Genomic DNA, 13324 nt, shown 5'->3' with positions numbered 1-13324 from the left:
TTTGCCGAGGTAAATTGGGCTTTCATCCAATACGACCCCTGAACGACTAATTTCTTGCCGTATAAAATGTCATCTTGAGTGTTTCAGAATGATTCTGAATGCTATGTCGTCTCGAAAACCAAGTCCTACTCTTAGAAGTCCTAAATAGACTTCTACAGTCAGTTCAGTCCTACAAAATTAAGTGCGAGCTTTCCTACAAGTACTGCCGTTTTTAAACGTCATGTTGTTGTCGGATTCAATGCAGTCATAATCTTTGAGTTGACAGAATAAATTGCAAATCTTTAAGTTGGATTGTAAAGGAGGCAATGAAACAACCACGTAAATAAGCTGGAAATTATATTTTTTGGACGTTATCACTGCGGTGAGAGGGAGGGGCTCATGCAAAATGTCTTTGTTTTAGGTGCTGGAAATATGGGTGGAGCAATAATATTTGGGTTGAGAAAAAAGTTCGGCGCAATTCGTTTGAAGCCAGTCGAAATTAACGTTGATCGATCCGCATACTTTACAGCCTGTGGGTTCGAAGTTAGTAAAAATATCACCAATATTGACAGTAACGATATTGTCGTTATAGCTGTGCCGCCCCACAATTTTCAGTGTGCAGTTCGTGATAACCCGTTATTGCGTTCTCATGGTGGGCCAGTCATATCCGTAATGGCTGGTATCACGGCCAAGTTACTTTATGAAACGTTAGGCGATATACGACTTATCCGCTCGATACCAAATACGCCGTCAGAAGTCCAAGAAGGAATCACTGTTTATTACGCTCGAGAAGATGCTGATAGTGATTTGATAGCTGCTGCAGAAATGATATTCGGGGCGATAGGCGAATACATACGAGTTGATGATGAAAGCCAGATCGATTCAGGTACAGCGCTCGCGGGAGGCGGTCCTGCACTGGTCGCGTATTTTGCCAATGCATTACAGATGTACGCGGAGGATGAGGGGTTTGACTGCGAGACCGCCTGGAAAATTTCCACGCAGTTGTTATTTGGTACCTCAATGTTGTTGAGGTCAACTGGGAAAGCTTCGATGCAACTTTGTAAAGAAGTTCAAACATCAGGTGGAACAACTGAACGAGCAATCCATGTTTTTGATCAGAATGACTTGAGTGGAATTATTTCTTCTGCTTTAACGGCTGCAGCCAAACATTCGGTGGCGCTGGGAAGCAGTTTCTCTGTTAAAGGATTGATATGAATATTGAACAGTCAAATCAGATAGGTCCTGGACATAATGATGTATCCGGACGACGCGATAACTTGTATAGCATTTATTTTGGTATGGGGCACTGTATAAAACTTATTGATGATCCCAAGGTTTTTAGAGTGAGCCCCGCAGGTATTGCATTTGGGTCACTGTTGGCGCGCTACTTAAATTATGAATGCATGGGTGCCAGATTTTTGGATCTTGGTACCGGAAGTGGTGTGCATTCTTTGCTGCTAAAAAGTTTGGGCGTAAAATCGGTCACTGGAACTGACATTTCTAAGGATGCGGTCTTTGTAGCAAAGAGAAACGAGCTGTGCAATTTCAGTATGAGCACTATTGAATTTGCTTGTGCAGATCTTTTTCAAGGGGTTTCAGACGGATCGGCAAAGTACGATGTTATTTTGTTTAATCCGCCAGGTTGGAGAACACCTTCTGATGACTTCCTCAAAGCACTCAAGAAGTCAATTAGTATAGATGGTCTTTCAATCGATTCTATGTTTTATGGCGATAGAACCCTCGAAAGGTTTTTTGAGGCTCTGCCTGGTCATTTGGTTGATGGTGGCAAGGTCATAATAGGCCTTAATTCCTTGGTCGGTATTCGGCAGGTTATTAATAGACTCCGAGAATTGCACGAAGAAGAATATTTAATTAGTTGTAGGCTTTTAGAGCGACATGATTTTCCATTGTTTTTTTATACAGGGGAATGGGCAAAGATAAAAAATCTACTGATTGAAGAAGTGTTGAATTGGACGCGAAAAGATGAGGCTTACTGTAGTATTAGGAAAAATGGTGAGATTGTCTGGTCGTATGAAATAGTTGAACTAATTTTGTGGAAACGATAGGAGTGTTACTTTCAAGTGAGAGGCGACATTTTTTTTTAGGGGCGCTTAGCGGGATATTGGCGAATGTGCTATTGGGACTATCCTCTGTCTTTTGGAAATATATTGGATCTTTGAGCGCGCTTACGTTAGTTGGATACAGAGTCTACCTGTCTTTGCTTGCAGCTTTCATTGTCGTCTACGCATGCAGGACGATGAGGTCTTTACGCGTGCAGTTTAATTTAAGGTTGTTTTTCCTACATGCAGTTGCGGCCCTACTGATAGCAATAAACTGGGGTGTATTTATATGGGCTTCTATCCATGGTCGGGTGCTAGAAAGCAGTATCGGTTATTTAATAGCGCCAATTTTAAGCGTAGTCATAGGTGTTGTGGTTTATAAAGAGCGTGTTTCGGCGATCAAATCGGTCGCTATGGCTGTCATGATCACTGGTGTATTGGTTCTTTTGACGTTAAGTAATGGTCTTGATGAAAGAGTTTATTTGTCTATTGGCATCAGTTGGGGCTTTTATTCGTGCCTGAAAAAGATGACATCTTTAAATATATTTAGTGGTCTGCTTTTGGAGTCTTCTGTGCTTGCGGTATTTTGCACCATGGTTTTGTTTGTCTCAAACTTTAGTATGAATATTCCTGCCGATTTTGGTATGTGGCGGACATTGATGGTTTTTTGTTGCGGATTGGTGTCAATTATTCCTTTGGCGTTGTATTCGTTTTCAGCTAAAAAACTTTCTATGACTTATATAGGGTTAATACAGTTTGTGCTGCCAATTACGCAGTTTTTTGTAGCAGCGATCATTTATAAGCAAATAGTTTCACCGTTGATTTTAGCGATGCTTCTGACTGTCATGAGTGGATTGTTATTGGTTGTGGTTGAGCCCGTGATTAGAAAAGTTTTTTTTACGAAGAAAGGGTGGCGAGATGAAACGTAAGTACAGTGTGGTTGTTATTGGTCTAGGTATTGTTGGGAGTGCTTCGCTGTGGCGACTCTCGCGTTTAAATTGTGATGTGCTTGGCGTTGACTCTGGGGCGCCTATAAATCTCATGGGCTCATCACATGGTGCTTCCAGAATTTTTAGACGTGCTTATTGGGAAGGCCAATCTTACTTGCCTTTGCTTTCATTGTCTGATCATTTATGGCATGAGCTTGCCTGCTCCTCTAGTAGGCGTCTGATTTTCAACACTGGAGGACTGTTTGTTGGTCCGGTTGCCTCAGGAGTGGTCCCAAAAAGTGCCGCAAGCGCCTTAAAAGGCGATATTAAGCATAGGATTTTTTCTGGGACGCAGATTGCGCGGACTTTTCCCGAATTTCATATCCTGGAAGGTATGGAGGCAGTTTATGAAGAGGGGGCATACACTATTGCAGCGGATGACTCGAAATTGCATATGGTCAACTTGGCCGTGAGAAATGGCGCTGAGGTCCGGTTTGGGACTTCAGTGACGAGCATTTTTCGGACCTCCGAAGGCTTGGCAGTTCAACTGGGTCGAGGTGATGTTGTCCACACAAAACGAGTGATCCTGTCGACAGGTTTTGGTATGAGTACTTCTCTAATTAATGATCTTTCAGGCTTGCTCCAGCCGAAAAGTGTCCCGATCTACTGGTTTAAGCCAAAAATAGAGCGAGGTTTAGATTTAACAAAAAACTTCCCCGCTTTTTTGTATCAATTGCCAGACGGGCGCCTGCTCTACGGTACGCCAGAAATTGGCAAGGAGGAGTCGGGTATTAAGATTGGTTTTCATAATCATCAACAAGTCCCATTTGTTCCTGAGACGCATATTCAACCTGTAGTGCAAGCTGATATTGAACAGATTTCTGATTGTGTAGAACAGTTGTTTCCAGGTTTGCATTCGACTCCATATACATCTAAAAAGTGCATATACACGATGAGTCAGGATGGGTCGTTCATATTAGGTGAGTCCGTGGATTTGCCGGGTGTTTTTTATGTTTCAGCATGCTCCGGTCATGGATTCAAGTTTGCGACGGGTCTAGGCGATGTACTTGCGAAAGCTGTATTGAATGGGCGGTTTGATGAAGAGATTTCGATATTCAGTGTAAGCAGGTTCTCCGCTAGCGCCAAGTGAAAATGCTTGTCAGAAAAAGTGCTGATAGATTCTTTTTTTGAGTTTGATTAAGTTTTACATGGTTGAGAAAATAGAAATTCCGGTTTTAGATAAATGTGTTTATTAATATAGAGACGGGTAGGGGGTTGGTTAAGTTAAACAGATAAGCACTACATCAATTAATAATCATCCCCACGATCCGTTACATCCTTCTCCACCATCCCCGCCTCCGGATCATGCCCCGCCGGAAACTTGCCCTTCAGATTCCACGCGAACGCGATGATCTCGGCGATCGTGCGGTACAACTCTTCCGGAATACTCTCCCCCAGCTCCATCCGCGCCAGCAGTTTCACCAACTCGGCGTTCTCGTAGATCGGCACTTCATAGTCGCGGGCAATCTTCAGTATGGCTTCGGCCAGTGCTTCGTCACCTTTAGCCGTGAGGGTAGGAGCGTGGGTGCCGTCGTATTTGAGGGCGATGGCCTGGCGTGGGGCGTTGGGGTTGCTCATGCGGTTTCGTCGACCCAGCGTTGTTCGAGGCGGGTTTGCGGGCCTTGTGGCGGTGTCCCGAGGTGGCAATCGAGATCGCCGACATTAAGGCCAGACGCCAGCAAGCGTTCGCGTAACCCGGCCAGATTGCTTTCGATCAGGCTGGCGGTGTACGGCCGTTCGGCCCAGAGCTGACTGGACAGGCTGCCCTTGATCAATTGCGCCTGAACTTGCAGCGGGCCTAACGGCTCCATGTCGAACGCCAGGTCGACCCGCCACAGCTGCTGTTTTGGCTCGCGTTCGTCGCGGCGTTCGTGCGGTTGTTCTTTCTCGGGCGCTTCCTCGCGCTGGAACTTGACCTGCAACGGCACGATGTCTTGCAGGTTGCGCATCGGGATTTCCAGCTGCCAGGTACTGAGCAGGCGTCCGTCGTCAGTGACGCCGGTCTGCTCCAGGCTCGACAGTTGGTGGCTTTGCAGGCGCGAAACCGCTGCAGCGGCCAGTCGCAACAAGTGCTCCAGATCGCCTTCGCCGTCCATACTCTGCAACAAGCGTTCAGGTATTGGAAAACTGCTGGGCAGCGGTTTCGCGCTGACCTGGCCGAGCATGCCCAGAGCACTGCGCACGAAACTCGGCATGGCCTGGGCCAACGTGTTGGCGGCGATGATTGCGTTCAAATTGGTGTTGGCCGGCAATCCTTGCGTCAGTTGGGCGATCAGCTTGAGCAAATCGCCCTTCATGTCCGGCGCCAGTGTCGGGTTTTGCCCGGTCAGCAGTTTTGCTTCGAGGAACAGGCCGCTATTCGCCAGCGCCTGGGCCAGACCTTTTGGCGAACTTAGCTGCTGAACGTCCGGCAAACCGGCGAGCAGTTTCTCTACAGCCACCCGCAGGTCGCTGGAAGTCTGATCCGACTGCGGCAGGTTCTGCAGGACTTTGATCAGGCCATCCAGCGAACCTTGGCGGCTTTGCTGGCTGACCAGTTGCTGTGTCACCGCCAATTGCTCCTGACGACTGCTCAAAGGCATGAACTTCAGCGTCTGCGTGTCCTGCACCAAAGCGCTCAACAACGTGCCGATGCGCAGTGGCGTCGGGCTGTCGATGCTCAACGTGCTGCCGCTCAACGCGGTGTTGAGCAGGCTGACCATCGAACGAAACACCGTCGGCTGGCCCGGCACCTGCGGCATGACTTGCGAGGTCAGGACTTTGCCTTGCAGCAAGGTGCCGACCGGCAGTTGCGCGGTGTCGATACGGGTGAGGGTGGCGACGCTCGAGGCGATGGCCTGTTGCACCGTGATCGCCAGGTTGCTCGCCGACGGCTGGGTGATTGCCAGGCTGGTGCCTTGTGGCAACGGCTGCGTGCTGGTGGCCTGGACCGTGGTCTGACGGCCGCTGTCGAGGGTCACCTTGAGCAACAATTGAAACGTCTGGTCCGCCTGCTTCAGCGACAGCACTTCGGCTTTCGCCGTCTGACCGGCGGTGATCAGTCCTTCCATCGGCGTCAGTAATTTGAGCAGATCGCCACTCACTACCAGCGGCCGCGTGGTCGCGGACGTGGTTTGCGGTACCGGAAGGATGTTCATTTCGCCTGTCATACGCGGTCACAACCTGAGGAAATTGCACTCTTTAGAGTAGGGCATGGCATGTATAATGCCGCCCGTCTTTCGGGGAGTGGCGAAAACATTGCAATTGTTTGACGCAGCTCTCTAGAACAGGCCGCCAATGCATCTATGCTGCATCTCTTTAGCGGCCGCTCCGCCGCCGACTTGAACCGTAAAGGCCCGTGATCTCTTGACCAGTCCTGTCCTGCAAACCGTTGCCCTCGCTTGTGAGCGAGACCTTCGGCTGCTCTTCGAAAATCTCGAATTGAGACTGGCCAGTGGCGAAATGGTACAGATCAGCGGCCCCAACGGCAGTGGCAAGACCAGCCTTTTGCGGCTGCTGTCCGGCCTGATGCAGCCGACCGCCGGTAAAGTGTTGCTCAACGGCCAGCCGCTGAACGAACAACGCAGTGAGCTGGCGCGCAACCTGCTGTGGATCGGCCATGCCGCCGGCATCAAAGACCTGCTGACCCCGGAAGAGAATTTGAGCTGGCTCTGCGCGCTGCATCAACCGGCCTCCCACGACGCCATAGGGCAAGCGCTGGCGGCTGTCGGCCTGCGCGGTTTCGAAGATGTTCCTTGCCACACCCTTTCCGCCGGCCAGCAACGTCGCGTGGCGTTGGCGCGCCTGTATCTGGACAGCCCGCCGCTGTGGATCCTCGACGAGCCGTTTACCGCGCTCGACAAACAAGGCGTGGCGCAACTCGAAGAACACCTGGCCACCCACTGCGAGCGCGGGGGCATGGTGGTGTTGACCACGCACCACACGCTGACCCGGATGCCAGCCGGCTATCGCGACATTGATCTGGGGAACTGGGCCGTATGAGTGTTTTCGGCCTGCTGGTCGCCCGTGAGGCTCGCTTGCTGTTTCGCCGCCCTGCGGAGTTGGCCAATCCGCTGGTGTTCTTCGCGATTGTGGTTTCGCTGTTCCCGTTGGCCGTGGGTCCTGAGTCTCAATTGTTGCAAACCTTGTCTCCGGGGCTGGTCTGGGTAGCGGCCCTTTTATCGGTCTTGCTCTCGCTGGACGGGCTTTTCCGCAGTGATTTCGAAGATGGATCACTTGAACAGTGGGTCCTTTCGCCGCACCCCCTGCCTCTTCTGGTATTGGCCAAGGTGCTGGCACACTGGTCGTTTTCTGGCCTGGCACTGGTTTTGCTCGCTCCACTGCTGGCATTGATGCTCGGTTTGCCAACCGCCTGTCTGCCGGTGTTGCTGCTGTCGTTGTTGCTGGGTACACCGGTGCTGAGCCTGCTCGGTGCAGTGGGCGCGGCCCTGACGGTGGGATTGAAACGTGGCGGCCTGTTGCTGGCGCTGCTGATTCTGCCGCTGTATATCCCGGTGTTGATTCTCGGCAGTGGCGCCTTGCAGGCGGCGTTGCAGGGCATGCCGGCGACCGGTTATCTGTTGTGGCTTGGTAGCCTGACCGCCCTGGCGATAACCCTGACACCCTTTGCAATAGCCGCTGGCCTGAAGATCAGCGTCGGCGAATAATGAGGTCTGGTTATTTTTTAGCCAGTAAAGACCCTTGGCTTTTCATAGCGAAGAGCAACCGTGATTGGAAACAGTAATGAACTGGACCTGGTTTCATAAGCTCGGCTCGCCCAAATGGTTTTACGGCATCAGTGGCAAACTGCTGCCGTGGCTGAGCGTCGCGGCGTTGCTGCTGATCGGCGTTGGCGTCGTCTGGGGCCTGGCCTTCGCGCCGCCGGACTACCAGCAAGGCAACAGCTTTCGCATCATCTACATCCACGTTCCAGCCGCCATGCTGGCGCAGTCCTGCTACGTGATGCTGGCCGTGTGCGGCGTTGTCGGGCTGGTGTGGAAGATGAAACTGGCCGACGTCGCCCTGCAATGCGCCGCGCCCATCGGTGCCTGGATGACCGCCGTGGCGCTGGTCACTGGCGCGATCTGGGGCAAACCGACCTGGGGCTCGTGGTGGGTCTGGGATGCGCGATTGACATCCATGCTGATTCTGCTGTTCCTGTACTTCGGTCTCATTGCGCTGGGCAACGCGATCAGCAATCGTGACAGCGCCGCCAAGGCCTGCGCGGTGCTGGCGATTGTCGGCGTGATCAATATCCCGATCATCAAATACTCGGTGGAGTGGTGGAACACCCTGCACCAGGGCGCGACGTTCACCCTCACTGAAAAACCGGCAATGCCGGCCGAGATGTGGCTGCCATTGCTGCTGACGGTGCTGGGTTTCTACTGCTTCTTCGGCGCGGTGCTGCTGCTGCGTATGCGCCTGGAAGTGCTCAAGCGTGAAGCCCGGGCGAGCTGGGTCAAGGCCGAAGTGCAGAACAGTCTGGAGGCCGCTCGATGAGTTTTGCTTCATTCGGCGACTTCCTCGCCATGGGCCATCACGCCCTGTATGTCTGGTCAGCCTATGGCATTTGCCTGGCGGTGCTGGCCCTTAACGTGGCGGCGCCAATCCTGGCCCGCAAGCGGTATCTGCAACAAGAGGCGCGTCGTTTGCGCCGGGAGAACGGCAAGTGAATCCGCTGCGTAAAAAGCGACTTATCATCATTCTCGCGATCCTGGTCGGGGTCGGCGCTGCCGTCGGCCTGGCCCTGAGCGCCCTGCAGCAGAACATCAATCTGTTTTATACCCCGACCCAGATCGCCAACGGCGAAGCGCCGCAGGACACGCGAATCCGCGCCGGCGGTATGGTCGAGAAAGGTTCGCTGCAACGTTCCGGCGATTCCCTGGACGTGAAGTTCATCGTCACCGACTTCAACAAGTCCGTGACCATCAGCTACCGCGGCATCCTTCCAGACCTGTTCCGCGAAGGGCAGGGCATCGTCGCACTCGGCAAGCTCAATGCTGACGGCGTGGTGGTGGCCGATGAAGTGCTGGCCAAGCACGATGAGAAATACATGCCGCCGGAAGTGACCAAGGCCCTGAAAGACAGCGGCCAGTCGGCACCCACTCCCGCCAAAGAGGGCTAACTGATGACATCTGGAATCTTCATTCCCGAACTGGGCCAACTGGCTATGATCCTGGCGCTGTGTTTCGCGCTGGTTCAGGCCATCGTGCCGTTACTCGGTGCCTGGCGCGGTGACCGCTTGTGGATGAGCCTCGCCCAGCCGGCCGCGTGGGGGCAGTTCACCTTTCTGGTGTTCGCCTTCGGTTGCCTGACCTACGCGTTCATGACCGACGACTTCTCCGTCGCCTACGTGGCCAGCAACTCCAACAGCGCTTTGCCGTGGTACTACAAGTTCAGCGCGGTGTGGGGCGCGCACGAAGGGTCGTTGCTGCTCTGGGCGTTGATCCTCGGCGGCTGGACATTTGCCGTGTCGGTGTTCTCCCGGCAATTGCCGCAAGTGATGCTGGCCCGCGTGTTGGCGGTGATGGGCATGATCAGCACCGGTTTCCTGATGTTCCTGATCCTCACGTCCAACCCCTTCGCCCGCATCCTGCCGCAGATTCCGGCGGACGGTCGTGACCTCAACCCGCTGCTGCAAGACATCGGCCTGATCGTCCACCCGCCAATGCTGTACATGGGGTATGTCGGTTTCTCCGTGGCCTTCGCGTTCGCCATCGCCGCATTATTGGGCGGTCGCCTTGATGCGGCATGGGCGCGCTGGTCGCGTCCTTGGACCATCGTCGCCTGGGCCTTCCTCGGCATTGGCATCACCCTCGGTTCGTGGTGGGCTTATTACGAACTCGGCTGGGGCGGGTGGTGGTTCTGGGACCCGGTGGAAAACGCCTCGTTCATGCCATGGCTGGTCGGTACAGCGCTGATTCACTCACTGGCGGTCACGGAAAAACGTGGCGTGTTCAAGAGCTGGACCGTGTTGCTGGCGATCGCTGCGTTCTCGTTGAGCCTGCTCGGGACCTTCCTCGTGCGTTCCGGTGTGCTGACTTCGGTTCACGCCTTTGCGTCGGACCCTGAGCGCGGCGTGTTCATCCTGATTTTCCTGCTGTTCGTGGTCGGCGGCTCGCTGACGCTGTTCGCCCTGCGCGCGCCCGTGGTCAAAAGCCATGTCGGCTTCAACCTCTGGTCCCGGGAAACCCTGCTGCTGGGCAACAACCTGGTGCTGGTCGTGGCGGCGTCGATGATCCTGCTCGGCACCTTGTACCCGCTGATTCTGGATGCGATGACCGGCGCCAAGCTGTCGGTTGGCCCGCCGTACTTCAACGCGCTGTTCATTCCTTTGATGGCGTTGCTGATGGTGGTGATGGCGGTCGGCATGCTGGTGCGCTGGAAAGACACCCCGGTCAAATGGCTGATGAGCATGTTGACCCCGGTGCTGCTCGGCAGCGCCGCGTTGGCGGTGGTGGCCGGCGTCGCTTATGGCGACTTCAACTGGGCCGTCATCGCGACGTTCATGCTCGCGGCCTGGGTGTTGCTGGCCGGCGTGCGTGACATCCTCGACAAGACTCGCCACAAAGGCCTGATTAAAGGCCTGCCAACATTGACCCGCAGTTACTGGGGCATGCAAGTCGCTCACCTCGGCATCGCCGTGTGTGCCCTCGGTGTCGTGCTGTCGAGCCAGAACAGTGCCGAGCGCGATTTGCGCCTGGCTCCGGGCGAGTCCATGGACCTCGCGGGTTACCACTTCGTGTTCGAAGGCGCGAAGCACTTCGAAGGCCCGAACTTCACCTCTGACAAAGGCACCGTGCGGGTGATTCGCGACGGCAAGGAAGTCAGCGTGCTGCACCCGGAAAAGCGTCTTTACACCGTGCAGAACTCGGTCATGACCGAAGCCGGGATCGACGCCGGTTTCACCCGTGATCTCTACGTCGCACTCGGCGAACCGCTGGGTGATGGCGCCTGGGCCGTACGCGTCCACGTCAAACCGTTTGTGCGCTGGATCTGGTTTGGCGGGTTGCTCACCGGTCTGGGCGGTTTGCTGGCGGCGCTGGATCGCCGTTATCGGGTCAAGGTAAAAAGCCGTGTGCGCGAAGCACTGGGCATGACTGGAGCCACTGCATGAGACGTTGGTTGATGCTGTTGCCACTGGCGATTTTTCTGGTGGTGGCTGTTTTCCTTTATCGCGGGCTTTACCTGGACCCGGCCGAACTGCCTTCGGCAATGATCAACAAACCGTTCCCGGAGTTTTCCCTGCCGGCGGTGCAGGGCGACAAGACCCTGACCAAGGCCGACATTCTCGGTAAGCCGGCGCTGGTCAACGTCTGGGGCACCTGGTGCATTTCCTGCCGGGTCGAGCACCCGGTGTTGAACAAGCTGGCCCAGCAGGGCGTGGTGATTTACGGCATCAACTACAAAGACGTCAACACGGACGCCTTGAAGTGGCTGGTGGAATTCCACAACCCGTACCAACTGGACATCCGTGACGATGAGGGCTCCCTGGGCTTGAACCTCGGTGTGTACGGCGCCCCGGAAACCTTCTTCATCGACGCCAAGGGCATCATCCGCGACAAATTCGTTGGCGTGATCGACGAGCAGGTATGGCGTGAAAAACTGGCGGCCAAGTATCAGGCGCTGGTCGACGAGGCCAAGCCATGAAGCGCTGGATCGCCGCCGTCGTTTTGGGTTTGAGCATGGCCGGCGTAGCGCATGCCGCCATCGACACTTACGAGTTCGCCAAAGAGAGTGATCGCGAGCGTTTTCGCGAGTTGACTAAAGAGTTGCGTTGCCCAAAGTGCCAGAATCAGGACATCGCCGATTCCAACGCCCCCATCGCCGCCGACCTGCGCAAAGAGATTTTCCGCATGCTCGGCGAAGGGAAGGACAACCAGCAGATCATCGATTTCATGGTCGACCGCTACGGTGATTTCGTCCGCTACAAACCTGCTCTGAACGCCAAGACTGCTTTGCTCTGGTTCGGCCCGGCCGGCTTGCTGCTGGGTGGTTTTGTGATCATCGCCGTGATCGTCCGCCGTCGTCGCGTGCAACGCGCTGACACACCGGACACGCTTTCCTCTGATGAGCGCGAGCGCCTCGACCAACTGTTGGATAAAAACCAAGAATGATTGATTTCTGGCTCGCTGCAGGTCTGCTACTTCTGGTTGCCCTGAGTTTTCTGTTGATCCCCGTTCTGCGTGGCCGTCGTGCCCAACTCGAAGAGGATCGTACTGCCCTGAACGTCGCGCTGTATCAGGAGCGCGTGGCTGAGCTGCAGACTCAACAAGAGGAGGGTGTGCTCGACGCTGCGCAAATGGACTCCGGTCGCGCTGAAGCAGCCCGTGAATTGCTGGCGGACACCGAAGGTGTTGCGGCACCGCGCGTGTCGCGTCTGGGCAAGCCGCTGCCACTGCTGGCGGCGATCCTGGTGCCGGTGTTGGGCCTTGGCCTTTACCTGCATTTCGGCGCCAGCGACAAAGTCGAGCTGACGCGCGAATTCGCCCAGGCGCCGCAGTCGATGGAAGAGATGACCCGTCGCCTGGAACGGGCAGTCGCGGCGCAGCCGGATTCGGCTGAAGGCCTGTATTTCCTGGGGCGTACGTACATGGCGCAGGATCGCCCTGGCGACGCGGCGAAAATCTTCGAGCGCACCGTGAACCTGGCCGGTCGCCAACCGGAGTTGCTTGGCCAGTGGGCTCAAGCCCAGTATTTCGCCGACGGCAAAAAGTGGTCGGACAAGGTGCAGGCGCTGACGGACGAAGCGCTGAAAGCCGATCCGAAAGAAGTCACCAGCCTTGGCCTGCTCGGCATTGCGGCCTTCGAAGGCCAGCGTTACCAGGACGCTATCGACTACTGGAATCGCCTGCTGGCGCAACTACCACCAGACGACAACTCCCGAGACGCGTTGCAAGGCGGAATCACCCGAGCCACCGAAAAACTGCAAGCCAGCGGTGGCAAGGTTGCCCCGGCACCGGCGGCCAAAGCGGCAGCGCTGCTTAACGTCACCGTCGATCTGGCGCCCGAGCTGAAAGACAAAGTGCAACCGGGCGACAGCGTGTTCATCTTTGCCCGCGCCACCTCAGGCCCGCCCGCACCACTGGCCGCCAAGCGCTTGACCGTGGCCGACCTGCCGGCAACCGTCGAACTGGGTGATGCCGACGCAATGATGCCGCAGTTGAAACTGTCGAACTTCCCTGAAGTCCAACTGGTTGCGCGCATTTCCCGTGCCGGCCAACCGACTGCCGGCGAATGGATCGGTCGCAGCCAGCCCTTGGCCAGCAGCAGCACCGCGCCGCAAAAACTGACCATCGACAGCCCGGATAAATAACA

At 55.1% G+C, this 13324-nt stretch carries 15 protein-coding genes; 13 read left to right on the top strand and 2 right to left on the bottom strand.

Going from position 1 to position 13324, the window contains the following annotated elements:
• Positions 1-378: 378 nt before the first annotated feature.
• The 4 genes from ACA052_RS21005 to solA all read left to right on the top strand — a co-directional run bounded on the left by ACA052_RS21005 (position 379) and on the right by solA (position 4118).
• Positions 379-1194 (top strand): pyrroline-5-carboxylate reductase family protein, encoded by an 816-nt coding sequence (locus ACA052_RS21005; protein WP_497646610.1) that lies wholly within the window; start codon positions 379-381, stop codon positions 1192-1194.
• Positions 1191-2045, top strand: coding sequence for a methyltransferase (locus ACA052_RS21000; RefSeq protein WP_497646609.1), 855 nt, complete (start codon positions 1191-1193; stop codon positions 2043-2045). Before ACA052_RS21005 ends, ACA052_RS21000 begins: the two co-directional genes overlap by 4 nt.
• Before the next feature lie 206 nt (positions 2046-2251).
• A complete protein-coding gene (locus ACA052_RS20995; RefSeq protein ID WP_497646608.1) occupies positions 2252-2968 on the top strand; it encodes an EamA family transporter in 717 nt (238 codons plus the stop codon).
• The gene (solA, locus tag ACA052_RS20990; protein ID WP_497646607.1) at positions 2958-4118 is read left to right on the top strand and encodes an N-methyl-L-tryptophan oxidase; all 1161 of its coding nucleotides are present in this window, start codon (positions 2958-2960) and stop codon (positions 4116-4118) included. The genes ACA052_RS20995 and solA overlap by 11 nt, the downstream gene beginning before the upstream one ends.
• A 158-nt stretch (positions 4119-4276) precedes the next feature.
• On the opposite strand, the gene ACA052_RS20985 is transcribed toward solA, so the two are convergent.
• On the bottom strand, positions 4277-4606 hold the full coding sequence (locus ACA052_RS20985; RefSeq protein WP_497646606.1) for an EscU/YscU/HrcU family type III secretion system export apparatus switch protein: 330 nt from the start codon (positions 4604-4606) through the stop codon (positions 4277-4279).
• The gene (fliK, locus tag ACA052_RS20980; protein WP_497646605.1) at positions 4603-6177 is read right to left on the bottom strand and encodes a flagellar hook-length control protein FliK; all 1575 of its coding nucleotides are present in this window, start codon (positions 6175-6177) and stop codon (positions 4603-4605) included. Before fliK ends, ACA052_RS20985 begins: the two co-directional genes overlap by 4 nt.
• Positions 6178-6373: 196 nt before the next feature.
• On the opposite strand from fliK, the gene ccmA reads away from it, so the two are divergent.
• The 9 genes from ccmA to ccmI all read left to right on the top strand — a co-directional run bounded on the left by ccmA (position 6374) and on the right by ccmI (position 13322).
• Complete coding sequence (gene ccmA / locus ACA052_RS20975; protein ID WP_497646604.1) at positions 6374-7009, top strand: cytochrome c biogenesis heme-transporting ATPase CcmA; 636 nt, start codon at positions 6374-6376, stop codon at positions 7007-7009.
• Positions 7006-7674, top strand: coding sequence for a heme exporter protein CcmB (ccmB, locus tag ACA052_RS20970; RefSeq protein WP_059407539.1), 669 nt, complete (start codon positions 7006-7008; stop codon positions 7672-7674). The genes ccmA and ccmB overlap by 4 nt, the downstream gene beginning before the upstream one ends.
• 76 nt (positions 7675-7750) lie before the next feature.
• The gene (locus ACA052_RS20965; RefSeq protein WP_262163940.1) at positions 7751-8506 is read left to right on the top strand and encodes a heme ABC transporter permease; all 756 of its coding nucleotides are present in this window, start codon (positions 7751-7753) and stop codon (positions 8504-8506) included.
• The gene (gene ccmD, locus ACA052_RS20960) at positions 8503-8679 is read left to right on the top strand and encodes a heme exporter protein CcmD (RefSeq protein ID WP_008145547.1); all 177 of its coding nucleotides are present in this window, start codon (positions 8503-8505) and stop codon (positions 8677-8679) included. Before ACA052_RS20965 ends, ccmD begins: the two co-directional genes overlap by 4 nt.
• Positions 8676-9131 carry a cytochrome c maturation protein CcmE gene (gene ccmE, locus ACA052_RS20955; RefSeq protein WP_008026817.1) on the top strand — a complete coding sequence of 152 codons (456 nt, stop codon included), beginning with the start codon at positions 8676-8678 and terminating at the stop codon, positions 9129-9131. The genes ccmD and ccmE overlap by 4 nt, the downstream gene beginning before the upstream one ends.
• Positions 9132-9134: 3 nt before the next feature.
• A complete protein-coding gene (locus ACA052_RS20950) occupies positions 9135-11123 on the top strand; it encodes a heme lyase CcmF/NrfE family subunit (protein ID WP_497646603.1) in 1989 nt (662 codons plus the stop codon).
• Entirely contained in the window at positions 11120-11656 is a 537-nt protein-coding gene (locus tag ACA052_RS20945; RefSeq protein WP_497646602.1) for a DsbE family thiol:disulfide interchange protein, read from the top strand. The genes ACA052_RS20950 and ACA052_RS20945 overlap by 4 nt, the downstream gene beginning before the upstream one ends.
• Entirely contained in the window at positions 11653-12123 is a 471-nt protein-coding gene (locus tag ACA052_RS20940) for a cytochrome c-type biogenesis protein (RefSeq protein WP_497646601.1), read from the top strand. Before ACA052_RS20945 ends, ACA052_RS20940 begins: the two co-directional genes overlap by 4 nt.
• Complete coding sequence (gene ccmI / locus ACA052_RS20935) at positions 12120-13322, top strand: c-type cytochrome biogenesis protein CcmI (RefSeq protein ID WP_497646600.1); 1203 nt, start codon at positions 12120-12122, stop codon at positions 13320-13322. The genes ACA052_RS20940 and ccmI overlap by 4 nt, the downstream gene beginning before the upstream one ends.
• The last annotated feature ends 2 nt before the right edge of the window (positions 13323-13324 follow it).

This window comes from Pseudomonas sp. LBUM1644, from assembly GCF_059716195.1.
The sequence above is the reverse complement of the archived record's forward strand: the minus strand, read 5'-3'. Positions and strand labels throughout refer to the sequence as shown.